We start from the raw sequence: 19860 nt of genomic DNA, 5'->3' as shown, positions 1-19860 counted from the left end.
GGTCAGCCCACCACCCCCAGGTACCCCAGCCACAGCGCCCGCCCGAAGAACACCACCACGGGCGTGGCCAGGGCCAGGAAGCAGCCGAAGGGCAGCATGGTCTGGCCGCCGGAGCGGCGGAAGAGCATGAGGGGCACGCCCACGGCGGCGCCCAGGCCCGCGCCCAGGAAGAGGATCCCCAGCATGGGACCCCATCCCCAGAAGGCGCCCAGCCAGGCCAGCATCTTGAAGTCACCCATGCCCAGGCCGTCGGTCTTGCGGATGGCCTTGTAGATCAGGTTCAGCAAGGCCGGCGCGCCGTAGCCGATGGCCAGGCCCAGGAGGCTGGCCTGCCAGGTGACCGTGGGCTCGAAGCCGTGGTAGGCCGGGGCAGGCTGGAGGCCGTTGTGGAAGGCCAGGGCCTGGATGAGCGTGTCCCCGCTCCCCCAGGCCTTCATGAGGGTCTCGGGCCGAGCCAGCTGGGGCAGGGCGAACAGCACGCCGAGGGCCATCAACGGGAACTGGAGTACGTCCGGCAGGATCATCTCGGTGAAGTCCGTGAAGAACAGCACCAGCAGCGCGTAGGCGCAGATCACGGCCTTGAGCCAGATGAGCGTGCCGAAGGGGAAGACCCAGTGGGCACTGCCCAGGATGAGCCCCCCCAGCAGCTCCACCAGGGGGTAGCGGACGGGGATGCGCCAGCCGCAGGCCGCGCACTTCCCCCGCAGCCAGAGCCAGCCGAAGAGGGGCACGTTATGCCAGGGCTTGATCTTCGCCTTGCAGGAGGGGCAGTGGCTGGCCTTCGTCACCACGTTGCGGTCCTCCGGCGCCTCCTGGGGCAGCCGGTGGATGAGCACGTTGCAGAAGGAGCCCAGCATCAGGCCGAAGGGGGCCAGGAACAGGCTCAGGATCCAGGGCGGGAGGTCCAGGAAGGGCATGGGACAACGATACCGGGGACTTCTCCCCGGTTCGCGGCAGAATGGAGGGGAACGCCCAGGAGTCCCCGTGTCCCGTCTGCTGCTCTGCCTGTCGCTCGCCGCGGCCCTGTCCGCCCAGGCCCCCGCGCCGGCGCCGGCCGCCCCCCAGGCGCCCGCCCCCGCTGCCACGCCCGCGCCCGTGGCCAAGCCCCGGGTGCAGATCCTCACCAGCTACGGGCCCATCGTGGTGGAACTGGAGCCGGCGCTGGCGCCGAAGACCGTGGAGAACTTCCTCCAGTACGTGAAGGACGGCCACTACAAGGGCACCATCTTCCACCGGGTCATCGAGGGCTTCATGATCCAGGGCGGCGGCCTGCTGGAGAACCTGGACGAGAAGCCGTCGCGGCCCCCCATCGTCAACGAGGCGCCCGACACCTTCCGGGGAGGCCTGAAGAACACCCGCGGCACCATCGCCATGGCCCGCACGGGCTCCCCCCACAGCGCCTCGGCCCAGTTCTTCATCAACACCGTGGACAACAAGGCCCTGGACCACCGCGACATGAGCGAGGAGGGCTACGGCTACTGCGCCTTCGGGCGCGTGGTGGCGGGCATGGACGTGGTGGACAAGATCGAGAAGGTGCGGACCGAGTGGCGCAAGGGCCAGTCCGGCGTGCCCCAGTTCGCCGTGCGCATCAAGGACGCCATCCTGCTGCCCCCGCCGCAGTAGGCATGTCCGGCCGCCCCTTCCTCCGCCCCCTCCTGGTCTGGATCCTCGGCGCCCTGGCGCTGGCCCTGTCCGTCTGCCTCTGTTTCCTGCTGGCGCCCTTCCTGGGGGGACCGCTGGCCTTCTGGCTCGTGGCGCCCCGCTACATCCGCGGCACGGCCCGGGCCTTCGGCATCCGCCGCGAGCTGGAGGGCTGGGAGGCGCTGCCCGCCGACCTGCGGGAAGGCCGGCGCCCGGCCGTGTTCATCGGCAACCACACCTCGCTCTTCGACCCGCCCCTGATGATCTCCACACTGCCCTGCCGCCCGGTCTTCGTGGCCAAGCGTGAGCTGGCAGGGATCCCCTTCCTGGGCTGGGTGATCTGGCTGGCGGATTTCATCTTCATCGACCGCCGCGATGGGGCCTCCGCCCGGGCGAGCCTGGCGGAGGCCACGGCCCGCATCCGGGCGGGCCAGGCCATCGTGGCCTTCCCCGAGGGCACCCGCAGCCGCGACGGGCGCCTCCTGCCCTTCAAGAAGGGCCCCTTCGCCCTGGCCTTCGAAGCGGGCGTGCCCCTGGTGCCCTTCGCCATCCACGGCGGCCCGGAGATCCTGCCCAAGGGCGCCTGGCGCGTGAGGGGAGGGGCCTACCGCATCACCATGGGCCAGCCCCTGGAAGCCAGTGCCTTCGCGGATTCAGGTGCCCTGCGCGAGGCTGCGGAATCGGCGGTGCGGGACCTGCTGGGCCTCAGTTCACGATCTTGATGGGCGGCGGCGGCCCCTGGGGGCGCTGGCGGTCCTTGGGGATGAAGAGGGCGCCGAGGACGGAGGCCACGACGCTGGTGACCAGGGCGCCGAAGAAGCCCGCCCAGAAGCCGCTCACGGTGAAGGTGAGGCCCAGCCGCGAGGACAGGGTGCCTGCCAGCCAGAAGACCAGGCCGTTGATGACCAGGCTGAAGCAGCCGAAGGAGCAGGCCATGGGCACGATGGCGATGAGCTTCAGGAGGCTGCCCACGGTGGTGTTCAGGGCCGCCAGGATGACGGCCACGATGAGCAGGTCAAGGAAGGAGCCATGGCCCAGGCCGGGCACCAAGGCGCTGGCCACCAGCAGGCCGATGGCGGAGAAGAGGAAGCGCAGGAGGGTGGTCATGCGGGCATCCCGTCCTTCTCGTTGGCCTGGGTGATGACACTGCCGGGCGGCACGCTGCGGGTGAGCCACACGTTGCCGCCGATGGCGGAGCCCTTGCCTAGGGTGATGCGGCCCAGCACCGTGGCATTGGAGTAGATGATCACGTCATCCTCCACCACCGGGTGGCGGGGGACGCCCTTGACGGGGTGGCCCTCGGCATCCAGAGGGAAGCTCTTCGCGCCCAGGGTCACGCCCTGGTAGAGGCGCACGTTGCGGCCGATGATGCAGGTCTCGCCGATGACGACGCCCGTGCCGTGGTCGATGAAGAACCGCTCGCCGATCTGGGCGCCGGGGTGGATGTCGATGCCCGTGAGGCTGTGGGCGTGCTCGGTGATCATGCGGGGCAGCAGGGGCACGCCCAGCTTCAGCAGTTCGTGGGCCAGGCGCTGGCTGGCGATGGCCACCATGCCCGGGTAGCAGAACAGCACCTCGTCGGGGCTGGTGGCTGCCGGATCGCCTTCGAAGCCCGCCTGGATGTCCGTGGCCAGGAGGCGGCGGACCTCCGGCAGCCGCGCCAGGAAGGCCCGGGCCAGGCCCAGGGCCCGTTCGCCGCAGTCGCCGCAGGCGGGATCGGAGGCCATCATGCCCCGCTGGATCTGCTCGCAAAGGCCGTTCAGCACCCGGTCCATGCGGGCGCCCAGGTGGTAGCGCAGGGTCTCGGCCTTCAGCTCGGAAGCGCCGAAGTAGCCGGGGAAGAGCAGGGCCCTGAGCTCTTCGACCAGGGCGGCCAGGGCCGTGCGCGAGGGGAACTCCCGGCGGCCCAGGGGCATGTCCGTGAGGGCCGAGGAGGCCTCGGCCAGGGCCTCGACCACGGCGTGGAGGTCGGGCCGGTTCTCCTGGGGATGCGGGCTGGCCATGGCTGCTCCAGATTCCGGGCCGTCCGTTTGATCGGTCCAGATGGACAAGGATGCCACGCCGCTAGTCCCTCACGTAGTGACAGGTGTACCCGCCCGGGTGCTTGATGAGGTAGTCCTGGTGGTATTCCTCGGCCTTCCACCAGGGGCCGGCCGGGGTGATCTCGGTGACGATGGGGCGCTTCCACTTGCCGCTGGCGTCCACTTCGGCCTTCACCCGCTCGGCGGTCTGCCGCTGGGCCTCGCTGTGGTAGAAGATCGCGCTGCGGTACGAGGTGCCCACGTCATTGCCCTGGCGGTTGAGGGTGGTCGGGTCGTGCATGCGGAAGAAGAAGCGCAGCAGGGCCTCGAAGCTGGTTTTCGAGGGATCGAAGCGGATCTGCACGGCCTCGGCGTGGCCCTCGTGGTGCTCGTAGGTGGCGTTGGGCACCTTGCCGCCCGTATAGCCCACCTCGATGGCGATCACGCCGGGCTGCTGGCGCAGCAGATCCTCCATGCCCCAGAAGCAGCCGCCGGCCAGGGTGGCCACCTCCTCCGCCGGGTTCGGCTTCGGGGCAGGCCCGGCCTTGGTGGTGCGGCCGAACAGGGGCAGGAAGCGGCCCAGGCCCTCCTGCTCCAGGTCGTCCACGGGCACGAAGCGGAGGGAGGCGGAGTTGATGCAGTAGCGCAGGCCGCCCTTGTCCCGGGGGCCGTCGTCGAAGACATGGCCCAGGTGGGAATCGGCACCCTTGGACCGCACCTCCGTGCGGATCATGCCGTGGGAGGTGTCGCGGTTCTCCACCACCTCGTCGGCCGCCAGGGGCTTCGTGAAGCTGGGCCAGCCGCACTCTGAATCGAACTTGTCCTTGGAGGAGAACAGCGGCTTGCCGCTCACCACGTCCACGTAGATCCCCTCCCGGTGGTCGTTCCAGAAGGCGTTCTGGAACGGCGGCTCCGTGCCGGACTCCTGGGTGACGTGGTACTGCATGGGCGTGAGCTTCTTCCTGAGCACGTCCTGGCCGGGTTTCTCGGGCGCGTTCACCTTCACCTCTCGATCAATCGGGGCCGGGGCAATCGGGGCCGGGGTATGGCCGCGTGGAAGGGCCAGGGCCGCGCCCGCCGCCAGCACCGCCGCGGCGGCCAGGGTCAGCCAAGTCTTCCCGCTCCACATGAACGGCTCCTCCGGATGCAAGGTTGGATGCCGGAAGCGCTCCCTGCGTTTCCAGGTGCGGGACAATGGGCCCGGAGGCTCCCATGCGCTTCATCTTCGAGCAGGTCCGGGTAGGCGGGGACCGCAACTTCGGCTACCTGCTGGGAGACCGGGAGGCCGGCGAGGGCATCCTGGTGGATCCCTCCTTCGATCCCGAGCCCCTGGTGGCCCGGGCCAAGGCCCAGGGCCTGCGGATCACCGCCATCCTCAACACCCATGGGCACGCCGACCACAGCAACGGCAACGGGGGCGCCCAGAGCCTCACGGGAGCTCCCGTCCTGGGCGGGCCCGGCCACCCCGGCCCCCTGGACCGCGTGCTGAAGGATGGCGAGCGCGTCCCCTTCGGCGCCTGGCGGCTGGGGGTGTGGCACGTGCCCGGCCACTGCCCGGACCACTTGGCCTTCCTGGTGGAGGGTCTGCCCGGCGGCATGGCCGCGGGGATCACCGGCGACCTCCTCTTCGTGGGCAAGGTGGGCGGCACCGCGGACGACCGGGACGCCCGCACGGAGTGGGACAGCCTCCACCGCCTGCTGCGGGAGTGGCCGGACCACGCCACCATCTGGCCCGGCCATGACTACGGCGCCCGGCCCAGCTCCACCCTGGCCTGGGAGCGGGAGGCCAACCCCTTCCTCCGCTGCGCGGACGTGGAGGCCTTCATCCGCCTCAAGGCCGAGTGGCCCGTCTTCAAGGCCCGGCACGGGCTGCGCTGAGGACCGGCCCAGGAGCCAGAAGACCGTGCCCCGGGAGGCGGGCCGATATCATCTCCGGATGGCGGCCGTGGTCCTCTCGCTCATCAGCATCCTCATCTGGAGCACCCTGGCCGTGCTCGGGTCGCGCATGGGGCACCTGCCGCCCTTCCTGTCCGTGGGCATCGCCCTGGTGGCGGGCGGCCTGGTGGGATTGGTCCGTGTCAGGGACTGGAGGGTGCCCCTGGGCACGCTGGCCATCGGCATCGGGGGCATCTTCGGCTACCACGCGCTGCTCTTCGCGGCCTTCCGGTTCGCCCCGGCCGTGGAAGTGAACCTCCTCCAGTACCTCTGGCCCCTGCTCATCGTCGTCCTCTCTCCCGTCTACCTGCGCGGGTGCCGGCTGACGGTCCACCATGTGGCAGGGTCCCTGCTGGGCCTGGCGGGAGCGGCCCTCGTCCTCAGCGGCGGGCAGCTCACCCTCCAGACCGTGAACCTGCCCGGCTACCTGCTGGCCCTGGGCGCGGCCCTCACCTGGTCCAGCTACTCGCTGCTCACCAAGCGGGTCCGGCCCTTCCCGACCGGCGCCGTGGGCGGGTTCTGCCTGGCCTCGGGCCTCCTCTCCCTGGCGCTCTTCGCGCTGGACACCGCGGCCACCGGCGTCCCGATGCCCACGCTCACGGGGAAGGACTGGGCCTTCCTCATACTCCTGGGCCTGGGCCCCATGGGTGCGGCGTTCTACACCTGGGACGCGGCCCTGAAGCGGGGGGACTCCCGCGTCATCGGGGCCCTGGCCTACCTCACGCCCCTGCTGTCCACCCTCAACCTCGTGCTCTGGGGCGGGCGGCGCCTCTCCGCCGTCTCCCTGGGTGCCATGGTGCTCATCGTGCTCGGGGCCGTGATGGGGTCGCTGGACCTGTTCCGCCGGCGGCCCGGGGCCTCCGAAGCCCTGTCCGGCTGATCCTGGGCCGGGTCAGAATGGGGCCCAGCCCCACGTTCCGTCCGGCGTCCGCCCGCCTTGAAAGGATCGACCTGTGAACCTGTACGACACGCCCAGTGAAGCCGCCACCGCTGCCGTGGACGAAGCCATCATGAGCCGCCGCTCCATGCGCGCCTTCCTGCCCACGCCCGTGCCGCGGGAGACGGTGGAGGCCATCCTGCGGGTGGCCTCGCGGGCGCCCTCGGGCACCAACACCCAGCCCTGGCAGGTGCACGTGCTCACGGGCGCGGCCCTGAGGCGCCTCACGGACCGCATTGCCGCCATCTACGAGGACCCCCTCGAGCTGGCTTCGCACGAGCAGGAGTACGACTACTACCCCAAGGAGTGGGCGTCACCCTACCTCGATCGCCGCCGCAAGGTGGGCTGGGACCTCTACGGCCTCCTGGGCATCGCCAAGGGCGACAAGGCACGGATGCACGACCAGCACGGCCGCAACTACCGGTTCTTCGACGCGCCCGTGGGCCTGATCTTCAGCATCGACCGCCGCATGCAGCTGGGCAGCTGGCTGGACTACGGCATGTTCCTGGAGAACATCATGGTGGCCGCCCGCGCCCGGGGCCTGCACACCTGCCCGCAGGCCGCCTTCACCCAGTTCCACCGCGTCATCGCCGAGGAGCTGGCCTTCGAGCCCGGCCAGATGCTGGTCTGCGGCATGGCCCTGGGCCATGCGGATCCCGAGGCCTTGGAGAACAGCCTCGTCACCGAGCGCGCGCCGCTGACCGAGTTTGTGCGCTTCCTGGAGGAGTAGCCCCGGGGACCCGAACCGACTCCCGGAGGACGGCCAGAAAGGCCGCCAGGAGCGGGGAGGCGTCGCCGCTCCGGTGGGCGGCGGCGATCTCGATGAGCACCTGGGGCGGGGCCAGGGGGACATAGGCCACGCCGCCGTGGGCCAGGCGGCGCACGGTGCCGGGCAGGAGGGAGACGCCGAAGCCGGCGGCCACGAAGCCCACCACGGTCTGGATCTCCTTGGCCTCCTGGGCGATGCGGGGCGCGAATCCGGCGGCCAGGCAGGCGCCCATCACCAGGTCCAGGATCCCCAGGCCGTGGCTGCGGGGGATCATGATGAACGGATCCTCCGCCAGGGCGGCCAGGGGGATCCGCCGCCGCCCGGCCAGCCGGTGATCCGCGGGCAGCACCGCCACCAGCGGCTCCCGGAGCACCGTGGTGGTGGTGATGCCCGGCTCGTGCAGGGGCGGGCGGAGGAAGCCCGCCTGGATCCGGCCCTCCCGGAGCGCGTCCACCTGCTCGCCGCTGCTCATCTCGTGCAGCGTGATGGCCACGGCGGGGTACCGCTCCCGGTAGGCCCTGAGCACCCGGGGCAGCGAGTCCTCGTAGGAGGCGGAGCTGACCAGGCCGATGGCGATCTCGCCCGCCTCGCCCCGGGCCGCGCGCTGGGCCTGGAGGACGGCCCGGTCCACCTGGGCCAGGATCTCCCGGGCGGAAGCGAGGAAGAGGCGGCCGGGGCCCGTCAGCTCCACCCGGCGCCGGGTACGGGCCAGCAACTGCACGCCGAGCTCCTCCTCCAGGCGCTTGATCTGCTGGCTCAGGGGCGGCTGGGCCATGTGGAGGCGGGCCGCGGCCCGGCTGAAGTGCAGCTCTTCGGCGACGACGGTGAAATAGCGCAGCAGCCGGAGTTCCATTAATATCTCCTGAATATCAAATAGCACTCGAATAGATATTTTTCATTGGATTTCATGGCTCCGACAATGAAGGCATGCATGAAGGCGACCTCTCCCCGACTCCCGTTCCGGAACCGGACCTCCAGGGCGCGGAGGGCCGCCGCACCCTGGCCGTGACCTTCGCGGGCTTCTGCGCCTTCCTGGGCCTCTACGCCACCCAGCCTCTCCTGCCCATGCTGGAGCGGCTCTTCCAGACCAGCAAGGCGGCGGTGAGCCTCACGCTCACGGCCTCCACCCTGGGCGTGGCCCTGGCGGCCCCCCTGGTGGGCATCGTGGCGGACCGGCTGGGGCGGAAGCGCGTCATCGTCGCCTCCGCCAGCCTGCTGGCCCTGGCCACCCTGCTGAACGCCACGGCCACCGGGCTCCCGGCCCTGGTCTTCTGGCGCTTCCTCCAGGGCGTCTTCACGCCCGGCGTCTTCGCCGTGACTGTGGCCTATGTGCAGGAGGAGTGGGCCGGGGGCGGCGCGGGCCGCGCCATGGCCATGTACGTCACGGGCTCGGTCATCGGCGGGTTCGTGGGTCGCATGACCACGGGCCTCATCGTCTCCCATTGGCATTGGCGCTGGTCCTTCGTGGTCATCGGCCTCATGGGCGCGGCCTCGGCCCTCGTGCTCCAGGCCTGGCTGCCCCGGGAACGCCGCTTCACGGGCCGCGTGCAGGGGGAATCCCCCTTCGCCGGCGCGGTGGCGCACCTGCGCAACCCCCGGCTCCGCGCGGCCTACGCCGTGGGCTTCGGCGTGCTGTTCACCCTCATCGCCAGCTTCACCTACGTGACCTTCCACCTGGCGGGCGAGCCCTTCCGCCTGGGGCCCCTGGCCCTTGGCTCCCTGTTCTTCACCTACCTGGTCGGCGCGGTCATCACGCCCTACGCCGGCCACGTCATCGACCGCTACGGCCACCGGACGGCCATGGTGCTGGCCATGGGCGCGGGCATGGGGGGCATGCTGCTCACGCTGGCGCCGAGCCTCTGGATGGTGGTGGTTGGCCTGGCCCTCTGCTGCACCGGCGTGTTCGTGGCCCAGGCGGCCACCGCCAGCTACCTGGGCGTGGCGGCGCGACAGAACAAGGCCCTGGCCGTGGGCCTCTACGTGACCTTCTACTACATCGGCGGCTGCGTCGGCGGTGAGCTGCCAAGCTACCTTTGGCGCTTCGGCGGCTGGACCGCCTGCGTGGCCCTGGTCATCCTCGTCCAGTTCCTGACCATCGTCATCACCCTCGCGGGCTGCACCACGCCCGCCCGGGAGGCTGCGGACCTGGAGGCCCTTCCCGGCTTCGAGTGAGGCTGGCTCAGTCGATCCGCGCCGCCAGGGCCCGCCCCGTGTGGGAGACCGGACAGGCGCGCAGAGCCTCCGGCGGGCCCTCTGCGATGATCCGGCCGCCGCCGGAACCGCCTTCGGGGCCAAGGTCGATGACCCAGTCGCTCTGGGCGATGAAATCCAGGTCATGCTCCACGGCGACGACGAGGTGGCCATCCGCCGCGAGGCGCCGCAGGGCCGCGGCCAGCCGGTCCACGTCCTCGAAGCCCAGGCCGCGGGTGGGCTCGTCCATGAGGAGGGCGGCCCATCTCTCCGGAGGCGCCGCCAGCAGGCCGGCGAGGCGGAGCCGCTGGCGCTCGCCCTCGGACAGGGCGCTGCCTTCCTGGCCCAGGCGGAGGTAGCCGAGCCCGATCTCCTCCAGGGCCCTCAGGGGTCCGGAAAGCCGGGCGTCCTTGGCAAAGACCGCGGCCAGCTCGGCCACGCTGGCCTCCAGCAGGCCCGCAATGTTGCGGCCCTCCAGCCGGCAGGCCAGCACCTCGGGTTTGAAGCGCCGCCCCTGACAGGTCTCGCAGCCCACGACGACGTCCGGCAGGAGGTCCATGGCCACGGTGAGGACGCCGCGGCCTTCGCAGGCCTCGCAGCGGCCGCCGGGTGCGGCGGTGGAGAAGTGCTTCGCCGTCAGCTTCGACGCCTTGGCCTGGGGGGTCGCGGCGAACCGCCTGCGCAGGGGGTCTCCGAGGCCCGCGAGGGTGAGGACGGTGCTGTTCCAGGCGAGTCCCGGGGCCGCCTGGTCCGCGGAGAGGACCTGCCGGATGTCCGCCTGCACGTCGATCCCGGCGCAGCCCACGGGGCCGCGGCCCTGCACTTGGTTCCGGAGGGAGGCCCCCAGCACCTCCCGCACGAGGCTGGACTTCCCGCTCCCGGAGACGCCGGTGACTGCCACCAGGACGCCAGCGGGGAAGGTGACATCGAGGCCCTGGAGGTTGTGGAGGTGGGCCCCCCGCACCCGGACTCCCGGACGACCTGCCCATGGCTGTCCCGTCCCCACGCCAGGAGACCGCCGGAACAGCGCCCCGGTCCGCGAGTCGGGCTGTTCCGCCAGCTCGCCGGGCGGGCCCTGGGTCACGAGGCGCCCGCCCTCGGGACCGGCGCCGGGGCCCAGCTCGATCACGTGGTCAGCCGCGGCGATGAGGGAGCGGTCGTGCTCCACGAGGACCACGGCGTTGCCTGCGTCCGCCAGGCGCCGGAGCACGCCTCCGAGCCGGTCCACGTCCCGGGGGTGGAGCCCCTGGGTGGGCTCGTCCAGCACGTAGGTGACGCCCACGAGGCTGCCGCCCAGGGCCGCCGCGAGACGCACGCGCTGGGCCTCTCCGCCGGAGAGGCTGGCCATCTCCCGCTGGAGGGCCAGGTAGCCGAGCCCCGCCTCGGAAAGCGCGTGGAGGCGATCGAGGATGTCCCGGCGGAGGTCCTCGGTGAGGGCGAGGGTCCGCGGGGGAAGGCGGCCGTCCAGCTTTTCGAAGGCGGCGAGCGCGGCTTCGACGGGGCGGGTCATCAGCTCCGGGAGGCGGAGTCCGTCGAACCGCACGGCGCGGGCCGCCTCCCGCAGGCGCTCCCCGCCGCAGTCCGGGCAGGGCAGGTCCATCATGAGGGCCTCCAGCTCCTCACCCCTGGGATCGGCGTGGATCCGCCCGTACTCCCGCTCCACGAGGGTGGCGTAGCCGGGCCAGGGGGTTTTCAGCAGGTGCACGCCCTCCGCCTTGCCGCGCCGGTAGCGCCAGGCCACCTCGTGCACGGTGTCCCCCGTGCCGCGCATGGCCAGCTCCCGCTCCGCCGGGCCGAGCTCGCGCCAGGGGCGGCTGAGGTCCAGGCCCGCCTGGGCCGCCACGTGCCGGAGGGTGGCCACGAACTGGCCGTCCGCCTCGCCCAGGTAGGCGCCGAAGCGGGTGCCGTCCATGGCCCCGCCCTCCAGGGGCCGGTCGGGATGGCTCACCAGGCGCTCGGGATCGCAGCGCTGGAGGAAGCCCAGGCCCCGGCAGCGCGGGCAGGCCCCCTGCTCGGAGCGGGGCGAGAAGTCCCAGGCCCAGAGCGCCGGGAGGAGGTGGCCGCCGGGGCAGTGCTCCCCCACCGCGGGCCTTCCGCAGGCTGGGCAGGGACGTTCGCCCGCCCGGGCCCACAGGAGCCGCAGGCGCTCCTCCAGCTCGGTGGCCGTGGCCAGGGTGGAGCGGGGATTCCGGCGGCCCGCGTGGGGCGGCACGGAGAGGGTCGCCTGGAGCCCCCGGGCCGCCTCCAGGTCGGCGCCGCCCCGCCGGGGGAGCAGGCGCCGGGCCCAGGGGGAGACCAGGTCCGCGAACCGGTTCTGGGCCTCGGCCAGGAGGGTGTCGAAGACCAGGGAGGACTTGCCGGAGCCCGAGGGCCCCGTGACCACCGTGAAGCCCTGGGCGGGCAGGGTGACGTCAAACCCCTGGAGGTTGTGGGTGCGGACGCCCAGGAGCTCGATGGGCGGCGGCTCGGAGGGATGGAAGGGCGGGGCCGGAGGCTCCGGGACGGCCCGCAGCGCCGCGCCCGTGAGGGACTCCCGGCGGGCGGCCAGGTCTGCGGGAGTGCCCTCCACCACCACGCGCCCGCCTTCGGGGCCGCTGCCGGGACCCAGCTCCACCACGTGGTCCGCGTGGCGCACCACGTCCAGGTCGTTGTCCACCGCCAGCAGGGTGTGCCCGGCCCCCAGCAGATGGTCCCAGGCCGCCAGGAGCACCTTCACGTCCGCGGCGTGGAGACCCGTGGTGGGCTCGTCCAGGGCGATGAGGGCGGGTCCGGCCGAGGCCCTGGCCAGCTCGGCGGCCAGCTTCACGCGCTGGGCCTCGCCGCCGGAGAGCGTGGTGGCGGGCTGGCCCAGGGGCAGGTAGCCCAGGCCCACGTCCCGCAGGGCGTCCAGGATGCGCCGCAGCCGCGGCTGGTCTGCGAAGCAGCCGAGGGCCTCCGCCACGCTGCCCTCCAGGAGGTCCGCGATGCTCCGGTCCCGGACCTTCACCTCCAGCACCTCGGGATGGAAGCGCCGCCCCCCGCAGGTCTCGCAGACCTGGTCCACGGTGCCGAGGTAGCGCATGCCCACTTCCTGGACCCCCGCGCCTTCGCAGGCCTCGCAGCGGCCTCCGGCGGTGTTGAAGGAGAAGTGCCCCTTGCCGAAACCGCGCCGCTTCGCCTCCGGAGAGGCGGCGAAGAGATCCCGGAGGAGGTCGAAGGCCCCCGTGTAGGTGGCGGCGTTGGAGCGGGGCGTGCGGCCGATGGGATCCGCGTCCACCGCGACGATGCGGCGGAAGGGCGAACCGGGCGCCCGGCCCTCCCGGAGGCGCGCCACGGCCTCCTCGAGGAGGGAGGTCTTGCCCGCGCCGGAGACGCCGCACAGGACGTTGAGGCAGCCTTCGTGCAGGTCCACGCGCACGTTCTGGAGGTTGTGGCGGGCCAGGTCCTCCAGGCGCAGGCGGCTCCGCAGGGGCCGGGGCATCCGCGGAGCCTCCGCCAAGGCTCCCGCCAGCCAGCGCTGGGTGGGTGTGGCGTCATCCGTCAGCTCCCTCGCGAGCAGATCCGCCGGGGGGCCGCTCCAGAGCAGTTGTCCGCCCTCGCGCCCGGGGCCGGGCCCCAGGTCGATGAGCCAGTCCGCGGAACGGGCGATGAGGGCGTCGTGCTCCACCACCACCACGGTCTGGCCCTGGTCCCGGAGGCGCTTCAGCACCTGGACCAGGCGGCCCACCTCGCTGGGGTGGAGGCCGGCGGAGGGCTCGTCCAGGACGACCAGCAGGCCGCGCAGCTCGCCCAGCGCGAGGCCGATGAGCCGCAGCCGCTGGGCCTCGCCGCGGGAGAGGCTCGGGGCGGGCCGGTCGAGGGCCAGGTAGCCCAGGCCGAGGTCCACCATCAGGTCGCAGCGGGCCAGGAGGCCCGCCCGGATGGGTTCGAGGACGGCCGCTTCCCGGGGTGGGACCTGCGCGGAGGCCAGCGTGGCGCGCAGGTCCTTCACCGTCAGGGCGGCGAGGTCCACGATGCGCCGCCCCTGCCAGGTCACGGCGAGGGCCTCCGGGCGCAGGCGGGCGCCCTGGCAGGCCGGGCAGGGGGCGCTGCGGACGAAGCGGAGGATGGAGTCGTTGCGCTTGCCCCGGAGGATCTCCTCCATGACCGGCAGGAGCCCGCGGTAGAAGCCCTCCTGGCGGGGGCGGGCGGTGATGCCCGTCCACTTCAGGCGGGACTCGAGGGGGTGCTTGCCGTAGGGGACCTTCAGCCGATCCGACCCGTGGAGCACGACCTGGCGGGCCTCATCGGTGAGGTCGCGCCAGGGGATGTCCACGGAGCCGCCGTGGGCGCGGAGCACGTCGTCGAGCACCGGGAGGGTCACCTGGGAGTACATGAGGTAGCCGCCGGGCGTGCTGACCCGCAGGGCGCCCTCGCGCAGGGACCTGGCGGGGTCGGCCACCAGCAGGTCCGGATCCAGGCGGTCCTCCACGCCGAGGCCCTGGCACCGGGGGCAGGCCCCCTCCTCGCCGTTGAAGGAGAAGAGCCCCCGGGTGGGATGGACGCCCTCCGGCGCCGAGCCCAGCCGGGCGAAGAGCAGGCGCAGGAGGTCCCAGCCCTCCGTGAGCGTGCCCACCGTGGAGCGGGGGTTCGAGAGGGAGGGGCGCTGGCCCACGGCCACGGCGGGGCCGAGGCCTTCGAGGCCCCGCACCGCCGGGCGCGCGAGGCCGCCCACGAACTGGCGGGCGAAGGAGGGCAGCGTCTCCAGGAACCGGCGCTGGCCTTCGCGGAAGAGGGTGTCGAAGGCGAGGGAGGACTTGCCGGATCCGGAGACGCCGGTGATGACCGTGAGGCTCCGCCGGGGGATCCGTACGTCGAATCCCTTCAGGTTGTGGGTTTCCGCCCCCCGGATCCGGATGTCCCGGTCTCTGCGTTCCGCCAAGGCCGGCCCCCTCAGGATGTGCCGGCCCGGATGCACTCCTTGGCCTTCGGCGTCATGGCGCGGCTGACGGTGAGCTCCACCGCGGGAGCCACCAGCACCTTGATGCGCCCCACGGAGGCGGGGCGGATCCCCTTCACCGTCTGCGGGCGCAGCAGCAGGTGGCGCTGGATCCGGAGCATGCCGTCGTCCGGGAAGGCCTGCTCCACCTCCGCCAGGCTGATCCAGCGCGTGAGGTAGCGGTTCTGCCCCCGGCAGGCCCACACATGCTCGTCCACCAGCTCGAAGTGGGTCACCAGGTCCAGGTCCATGTAGACCTCGCCGTCCCCGGCCTTGATGGGGAACCGGACTGGAGGGGGCAGGAGGGTCTTCAGCTCCGCGGGGCTGAGGGGCCGCACCAGCCGGTCCTGGAGGCGCTGGAGGCACTTGGCGAGCCGGTCCGCGAACACGGGCTTCAGCAGGTAGTCCACGGCGGCCAGCTCGAAGGCCTGCACGGCGTAGGAGGAGTAGGCCGTCACGAAGACCACGGGTGGTCCGCCGGCGGCCTCGGCCAGCACCTCCATCCCGCTGAGCCCGGGCATCTGGATGTCCAGGAAGATGACGTCCGTCTCGGCCAGCTCCCGGCCCGGCTCCTTGAGCCACTGCAGCAGGGCCACGCCGTCCCCCAGCTCGCCGGCGACGGTGCAGCCCGCTTCCTTCAGGAGGCGGGAGAGCCGCTCCCGCGCCAGGGGTTCGTCATCAACGACCAGGGCCTGCAATGGCTTCATGCAGGAAGTCTACTTGGGTTGCCTCGAACCGGATGCAGGCGAGGGTGCCCTGGTCCGAAGGCCCCAGCTGCAGCTCGGCCGCCGAACCGAAATGCAGGGTCAGCCGGGAGCGCAGGTTCCGGATGCCGATGCCGCCGGCGCCGCCCCTCTCCCGGAAGGGCGCCCCGGAGTTCCAGACCTCCAGGCGGATCATCCCTCCCTCGCTCCGGGCCCGGATGACCACCTCGCCGCCCGGGATGCTGGGCGCGATGCCGTGCTTGATGGCGTTCTCCACCAGGGGCTGCAGGAGCAGGGGGGGCACCTCGATGTCATCCAGGGCCTCGTCCCACTCCCAGCGGATCCGGAGCCGGTCGCCCAGCCGGATGGCCTCCAGGGCCAGGTAGTCCGCCACGATCTTCCGCTCCTCCCAGAGGGGCAGGCTCAGGTGCTCCGAGGCCCGCAGGAGGCGCCGGAGCAGGTCCGACAGGTGGCGGATGGCATCCTCGGCGGCCTTCGGGTCCTTGTGGACGAGTTCCGCCAGGCCGTTCAGCGCGTTGAACAGCACGTGGGGATGCACCTGCCCCTGGAGCAGGCGGTTCTTGGCCACCAGGGCCTCGGCCTCCGAGGCCACCCGGAGTTCCTCCGAGTGGGCCCGCGCCGCGACAAGGCCTCCGACGATCATCATGGCCGGCCCCACGAGGGAGGTGTAGAGCTGGACGAGCTTGCCGAGGTTGAACTGGACTCCGCCCCGGGTGAGGATCCAAGCGTCGAGGACCGGAAGCAGGGCGGAAGCGGATTCACAGGTGAGCACCGAGAGGACGAACCCCAGGATGAAGTTCCAGGGTGAAGGGAGCCGGCGGGGGAGGATCCAGGGCAGGGGGGCCAGGAAGGCGAAGGCGCCAATATGCGCAAGCGGAGAGGAAAAGGCGCTGGCCAGCCACCATCCGGATCCGACGCGATGGGATATCCAGTGGTCATACAGAACGAATAGGACCCACAGCGCGTAGCAGATTCCGATGACCCGCCAATTCCGGGCCAAGGGAAACCATGAACCCAAGCGGCTCGCCGAACCCACGACCCCCCCTGTCCCGGATTCGACGAGCCCACTAGGGCCGGCATCAGATCGTCGTGAGGGAGGTGGTGATGGTGATCGGCCGCTGCTCACGGGCATGCTTCGGACTCGTGGCATCGGTGCGTTCGAGGACCTGGCGGCTCAGCGCTTCGCTCTCGCGGCTGGACTGCTGGATGGATTCTTTGCGGAAGGAGAGGGTGGTGGTCACGGGAGCTCCAAGGTGGCGCCACGGGGCGCGACCCTGTTTGTGAGTCCGGCTCGAACGGAAACCAACCGCTTTCCATGAACGGTATGAAAACACAGTTCAACCGTTCGACCCCCCGGATGCCACCGTTCAGCGGATCCTCGCCCCTTCGGTGGCTCCGGGTGGTTCCCTGGAGGCGCCTGTCTCCGGGAAAGCCCCCTTCATGCTTCCTCCACCCGAATGCCGAACCGCTGATTTCTTCGTGCTCCGCAGCCCGGCCCTGCCTCTGGACGCGCTCTCACGCCGCCCCCCCACATGGCTGGAGGCCCTGGGCGAGCGGCTCTCCGGAACCCGCCTGGAGGCGGACCGGGAGGCCCTGCGCGAGACGCTCCGGGGCCTGGCCCGCCGCGAGACCGTCCGCGAGGCGGTGGCGCTCGCCTCGCCGGACCTGGCCTCGCGCCTGGACGCCTGGCTGGCGGGAACCCTGGACGAGGCCGCGGCCCGCGGCGTGGAGCGATCCCTGGTGAAGTACTTCAGCCGCATGAGCAGCCGCTGCACGCCCTTCGGCCTCTTCGCAGGCGTGTCTCTCGGGGCCTGGGGCGCGGCGAGCCGGCTGTCGGTGGGGTCCTGGCAGGCCAGCCGGAAGGCCGTGCGCCTGGACTGGGGTGTGCTGGAGGCCCTGGTGGACCGGCTGGAACAGGCGCCGGAGGTGCGCGCCATGGTCCGGTACCACGCCAACACCAGCCTCCACGCCTGCGGCGGCTGGCACCGCTACCTCGAGGCCCGCAACCCGGGCGGCCAGGGGCGGACCTACCACCTCGAGGCGGTGGAGGCCACGCCCCACCTGGACTTCACCCTCCAGCAGGCCCAGACGGGCCTGCGCCTGGGGAACCTCGCCGCCCGCCTGGCCCGCCATCAGGAGGTGGATCCCGGGGAGGCCCAGGCCTTCCTGGAGCGGCTCGTGGCGGCCCAGGTGCTCCGCTCGGACCTGCACCCCCCCCTGACGGGCGCCGATCCCCTGGGCCACGTGATCGCCGCCCTCCGGTCCCACCCGCTCACGGACGGCCTGGCCGCGCCCCTGGCGGCCCTCGCCCGGGAGCTGGAGGGCCTCCGGGAGGCCCCCCTCGGCGCCCGCCCCGGGGGCTACGCGGACCAGGCGCCCGCCCTCGCGAAGCTCGAGGCCCCGGCGGGAACCCGGGATGTCCTCCAGGTGGATCTCTTCCGCCCGGCGGCGGACCTGGCCCTGTCCCCCGTCGTGCGCAGGGCGCTGGAGGAAGGCGTGGAGACGCTCCGCCGCCTGACGCCCGCGCCCCCCGCCGACGGGCCTCTGGCCCGGTTCCGCGCGGCCTTCACGGAGCGCTTCGGGGTGCGCTGGATGCCCCTGCTGGAGGTGCTGGACGAGGAGAGCGGCCTCGGCTTCGACGGGATCCCTTCGTACGGTTCCCCCCTGCTCGAGGACCTGACGCTTCCGGTCCCGGTCCGCCCCCAGGCGCTCACCGACCGCGACCGCTTCCTCATGGGGCAGATCCCGCGGTGGCAGGGCCACCAGGCCTGGGAGCTGACGGATGCGGACGTGGCGGCGCTGACTCCGCGGAACCTGCCGGCCTTCCCGCCGGCCTTCGCCGCCCTGGCCAGCCTTTCCGCTCCGGATGCCGAGGCCCTGGACGAGGGCGGCTTCACCTTCTGGATGGAGCAGTATTCGGGGCCCACGGCGGCCCGCTGGCTGGGCCGGTTCGCCTCCGGCGACGAGGCTCTGGGCGCGGCGCTCCGGGCCCACCTCCGCAAGGAGGAGGCGGCCCGCCCGGAGGCGGTGTTCGCCGAGGTGGTGCACGTGCCCGAGGGGCGCATGGGCAACATCCTGGCGCGGCCCGCCCTGCGCCAGTACGAGATCCCCTTCCTGGCCACCCCCGGCACGGCCCACGAGCAGACGATCCTCCCGCAGGACCTGCTGGTGACCGTGCGGGAGGGCCGCGTCGTGCTGGCCTCCCGGCGCCTGGGGCGCGAGGTGGTCCCCCGTCTTTCCTCCGCCCACAACTTCGGCCGGGGACCGGTGGTCTACCGCTTCCTCGCCCACCTGCAGGACCAGGACGGGCGGTCCGGCGGCTGGTCCTGGGGGGCCCTGGAGGACCTGCCCTTCCTGCCGCGGGTGACCCGCGGGCGCCATGTGCTCTGCAAGGCCCGCTGGCGCATCGGCGCCGACGAGCTGAAGGCGGGCGGGGGGGATGCCTGGGCGGCCTTCCAGGCCCTGCGGGAACACCGCGGCCTGCCCCGGTTCGTCACCCTCACGGATGCGGACAACACCCTGCTCGTGGACCTGGACCGCGTCCTGTGGGTGGAGGCCCTGCACCACCTGGTGGCCCGCCGGCCTTCGTTCATCCTCACGGAGTGCTTCCCGGATCCGGGCCAGGCCCCCGTGACGGCGCCGGAAGGGGGCTTCGCCCACGAGCTGGTCATCCCGTTCGAGACGGGGGCCGCCAGGCCCGCGGCGGCCCCCCTGCGCCTCCCGGAGCCCGCGTCCCGGGAGGTCCGGGCCCACGCCCCGGGCTCCGAGTGGCTGTATCTGAAGCTCTACTGCGGGCCTGCCAGTGCGGACCGGCTCCTGGTGGAGCTGGAGCCCCTCCTGCGCTGGACCCAGGCGCAGGGCTACTGGGACCGCTGGCATTTCGTCCGCTACCACGACCCCGAGCCCCACCTCCGGCTGCGCTTCCACGGGATTCCGTCGCGGCTCCTGGGCGACCTGCTCCCCCTGGTCCACCGGCACCTGGAGCGCCACCTGGTCCAGGGCCTCCTCTGGCGGTGGCAGGTGGACACCTTCGAGCCCGAGCTGGAGCGCTACGGCGGCGCCGCGGGATTCGCCCTGGCCGAGGCCTGGTTCTCCGAGGACAGCCACCGGGTCCTGGACCGCCTGGCCTCCGGGGCCACCCACGAGGACCGCTGGCGGGCGGGCCTGAAGGAGACGGACGCCATCTGGACGGCCCTGGGGCTGGACCTGCGGGAGCGGAAGGACCTGGCCCAGGCCACCCGGGACGGCCTGCGGAGGGAGTTCGGGGACGAGGGGGCCGGGGCCGTGCAGATGGGGGCGGCCTACCGGAAGCTGAGGAAGGACCTGGAGGCGGCGCTGGCCCAGCCGGCGGCCTCGGATGCCCCGGGCTCTGAGGGCCTGGCGCGGATCCGGGAGGCCTGGGGCCGGGGCCTGGTGCGGGAGGACCTGGCCCGGATCGCCGGGAGCCTGGCGCACATGCACCTCAACCGCCTGCTCAGGACCGACCACCGGGAATGCGAGTGGGTGCTCATGGAGTACCTGACCCGACTCTATGATTCGCGCCTGGCCCGCGCCAAGGGCGGAGCGGTGGAAGCCGGCCGATCGGCCGCGCGGATCTGATACCGTTCGGCGGGGGAAAACGACCGTTCGGGGGGAAAGGCGGCTTCCCGCGGGGGCCCGGCCTAGCATTTAGGCGTAGGAACATG

General features: G+C 72.3%; 16 protein-coding genes. 7 read left to right on the top strand and 9 right to left on the bottom strand.

Annotation, left to right across the window (positions count from 1 at the left end; all coding sequences use genetic code 11):
• Window positions 1-2 precede the first annotated feature (2 nt).
• Entirely contained in the window at window positions 3-917 is a 915-nt protein-coding gene (locus G398_RS0100625; protein WP_026852140.1) for a prepilin peptidase, read from the bottom strand.
• A 67-nt stretch (window positions 918-984) separates the two neighbouring features.
• Between G398_RS0100625 and G398_RS0100620 the strand changes: the two genes are divergently transcribed.
• Both G398_RS0100620 and G398_RS15190 read left to right on the top strand, forming a co-directional pair.
• Window positions 985-1623 carry a peptidylprolyl isomerase gene (locus G398_RS0100620; protein ID WP_026852139.1) on the top strand — a complete coding sequence of 213 codons (639 nt, stop codon included), beginning with the start codon at window positions 985-987 and terminating at the stop codon, window positions 1621-1623.
• A gap of 2 nt (window positions 1624-1625) precedes the next feature.
• Window positions 1626-2363, top strand: a complete 738-nt coding sequence (locus G398_RS15190; RefSeq protein WP_052571017.1) for a lysophospholipid acyltransferase family protein — start codon at window positions 1626-1628, stop codon at window positions 2361-2363.
• Here the strand turns inward: G398_RS15190 and G398_RS15185 are convergent.
• The 3 genes from G398_RS15185 to G398_RS0100600 form a co-directional block, all read right to left on the bottom strand.
• Entirely contained in the window at window positions 2347-2748 is a 402-nt protein-coding gene (locus G398_RS15185; protein ID WP_052571015.1) for a phage holin family protein, read from the bottom strand. The genes G398_RS15190 and G398_RS15185 overlap by 17 nt on opposite strands.
• The gene (epsC, locus tag G398_RS0100605; protein ID WP_026852138.1) at window positions 2745-3644 is read right to left on the bottom strand and encodes a serine O-acetyltransferase EpsC; all 900 of its coding nucleotides are present in this window, start codon (window positions 3642-3644) and stop codon (window positions 2745-2747) included. Before epsC ends, G398_RS15185 begins: the two co-directional genes overlap by 4 nt.
• Before the next feature lie 61 nt (window positions 3645-3705).
• Entirely contained in the window at window positions 3706-4791 is a 1086-nt protein-coding gene (locus tag G398_RS0100600; protein ID WP_084511789.1) for a bifunctional methionine sulfoxide reductase B/A protein, read from the bottom strand.
• An 83-nt stretch (window positions 4792-4874) separates the two neighbouring features.
• Between G398_RS0100600 and G398_RS0100595 the strand changes: the two genes are divergently transcribed.
• The 3 genes from G398_RS0100595 (at window position 4875) to G398_RS0100585 (ending at window position 7264) form a co-directional block, all read left to right on the top strand.
• On the top strand, window positions 4875-5540 hold the full coding sequence (locus tag G398_RS0100595; protein WP_026852136.1) for a hydroxyacylglutathione hydrolase family protein: 666 nt from the start codon (window positions 4875-4877) through the stop codon (window positions 5538-5540).
• Between the two features lie 58 nt (window positions 5541-5598).
• Window positions 5599-6477, top strand: coding sequence for an EamA family transporter (locus tag G398_RS0100590; RefSeq protein WP_026852135.1), 879 nt, complete (start codon window positions 5599-5601; stop codon window positions 6475-6477).
• Window positions 6478-6607: 130 nt separating this feature from the next.
• Entirely contained in the window at window positions 6608-7264 is a 657-nt protein-coding gene (locus tag G398_RS0100585) for a nitroreductase family protein (protein ID WP_052571059.1), read from the top strand.
• Here G398_RS0100585 and G398_RS15180 read toward each other — a convergent pair.
• Window positions 7215-8156 (bottom strand): LysR family transcriptional regulator, encoded by a 942-nt coding sequence (locus G398_RS15180; protein ID WP_052571013.1) that lies wholly within the window; start codon window positions 8154-8156, stop codon window positions 7215-7217. The genes G398_RS0100585 and G398_RS15180 overlap by 50 nt on opposite strands.
• 74 nt (window positions 8157-8230) lie before the next feature.
• Here G398_RS15180 and G398_RS0100575 point away from each other — a divergent pair, with 74 nt between their 5' ends.
• Window positions 8231-9475, top strand: a complete 1245-nt coding sequence (locus G398_RS0100575; protein WP_084511787.1) for an MFS transporter — start codon at window positions 8231-8233, stop codon at window positions 9473-9475.
• A 7-nt stretch (window positions 9476-9482) separates the two neighbouring features.
• Here G398_RS0100575 and G398_RS21760 read toward each other — a convergent pair whose 3' ends face one another.
• The 4 genes from G398_RS21760 to G398_RS20560 form a co-directional block, all read right to left on the bottom strand.
• Window positions 9483-14393 carry an ATP-binding cassette domain-containing protein gene (locus tag G398_RS21760; RefSeq protein ID WP_157492221.1) on the bottom strand — a complete coding sequence of 1637 codons (4911 nt, stop codon included), beginning with the start codon at window positions 14391-14393 and terminating at the stop codon, window positions 9483-9485.
• Window positions 14394-14404: 11 nt separating this feature from the next.
• Window positions 14405-15157, bottom strand: coding sequence for a LytR/AlgR family response regulator transcription factor (locus G398_RS15165; RefSeq protein WP_084511786.1), 753 nt, complete (start codon window positions 15155-15157; stop codon window positions 14405-14407).
• Entirely contained in the window at window positions 15129-15947 is an 819-nt protein-coding gene (locus tag G398_RS18995; protein WP_169720595.1) for a sensor histidine kinase, read from the bottom strand. The genes G398_RS15165 and G398_RS18995 overlap by 29 nt, the downstream gene beginning before the upstream one ends.
• Before the next feature lie 307 nt (window positions 15948-16254).
• Window positions 16255-16416 carry a hypothetical protein gene (locus G398_RS20560; RefSeq protein ID WP_157492220.1) on the bottom strand — a complete coding sequence of 54 codons (162 nt, stop codon included), beginning with the start codon at window positions 16414-16416 and terminating at the stop codon, window positions 16255-16257.
• Window positions 16417-16654: 238 nt separating this feature from the next.
• Between G398_RS20560 and G398_RS18990 the strand changes: the two genes are divergently transcribed.
• Window positions 16655-19774, top strand: a complete 3120-nt coding sequence (locus tag G398_RS18990; protein WP_169720594.1) for a lantibiotic dehydratase — start codon at window positions 16655-16657, stop codon at window positions 19772-19774.
• Window positions 19775-19860: the final 86 nt, after the last annotated feature.

Source organism: Geothrix fermentans DSM 14018 (assembly GCF_000428885.1).
Lineage (GTDB): Bacteria > Acidobacteriota > Holophagae > Holophagales > Holophagaceae > Geothrix > Geothrix fermentans.
The sequence above is the reverse complement of the archived record's forward strand: the minus strand, read 5'-3'. Positions and strand labels throughout refer to the sequence as shown.

Excerpts from the sequence above, each read along its gene's own strand:
- G398_RS0100625 (WP_026852140.1), bottom strand. The coding sequence starts at position 917 with ATGCCCTTCCTGGACCTCCCGCCCTGGATCCTGAGCCTGTTCCTGGCC.
- G398_RS15190 (WP_052571017.1), top strand. The coding sequence starts at position 1,626 with ATGTCCGGCCGCCCCTTCCTCCGCCCCCTCCTGGTCTGGATCCTCGGC.
- G398_RS15185 (WP_052571015.1), bottom strand. The coding sequence starts at position 2,748 with ATGACCACCCTCCTGCGCTTCCTCTTCTCCGCCATCGGCCTGCTGGTG.
- epsC (WP_026852138.1), bottom strand. The coding sequence starts at position 3,644 with ATGGCCAGCCCGCATCCCCAGGAGAACCGGCCCGACCTCCACGCCGTG.
- G398_RS0100600 (WP_084511789.1), bottom strand. The coding sequence starts at position 4,791 with ATGTGGAGCGGGAAGACTTGGCTGACCCTGGCCGCCGCGGCGGTGCTG.
- G398_RS0100595 (WP_026852136.1), top strand. The coding sequence starts at position 4,875 with ATGCGCTTCATCTTCGAGCAGGTCCGGGTAGGCGGGGACCGCAACTTC.
- G398_RS0100590 (WP_026852135.1), top strand. The coding sequence starts at position 5,599 with ATGGCGGCCGTGGTCCTCTCGCTCATCAGCATCCTCATCTGGAGCACC.
- G398_RS0100585 (WP_052571059.1), top strand. The coding sequence starts at position 6,608 with ATGAGCCGCCGCTCCATGCGCGCCTTCCTGCCCACGCCCGTGCCGCGG.
- G398_RS15180 (WP_052571013.1), bottom strand. The coding sequence starts at position 8,156 with ATGGAACTCCGGCTGCTGCGCTATTTCACCGTCGTCGCCGAAGAGCTG.
- G398_RS0100575 (WP_084511787.1), top strand. The coding sequence starts at position 8,231 with ATGCATGAAGGCGACCTCTCCCCGACTCCCGTTCCGGAACCGGACCTC.
- G398_RS15165 (WP_084511786.1), bottom strand. The coding sequence starts at position 15,157 with ATGAAGCCATTGCAGGCCCTGGTCGTTGATGACGAACCCCTGGCGCGG.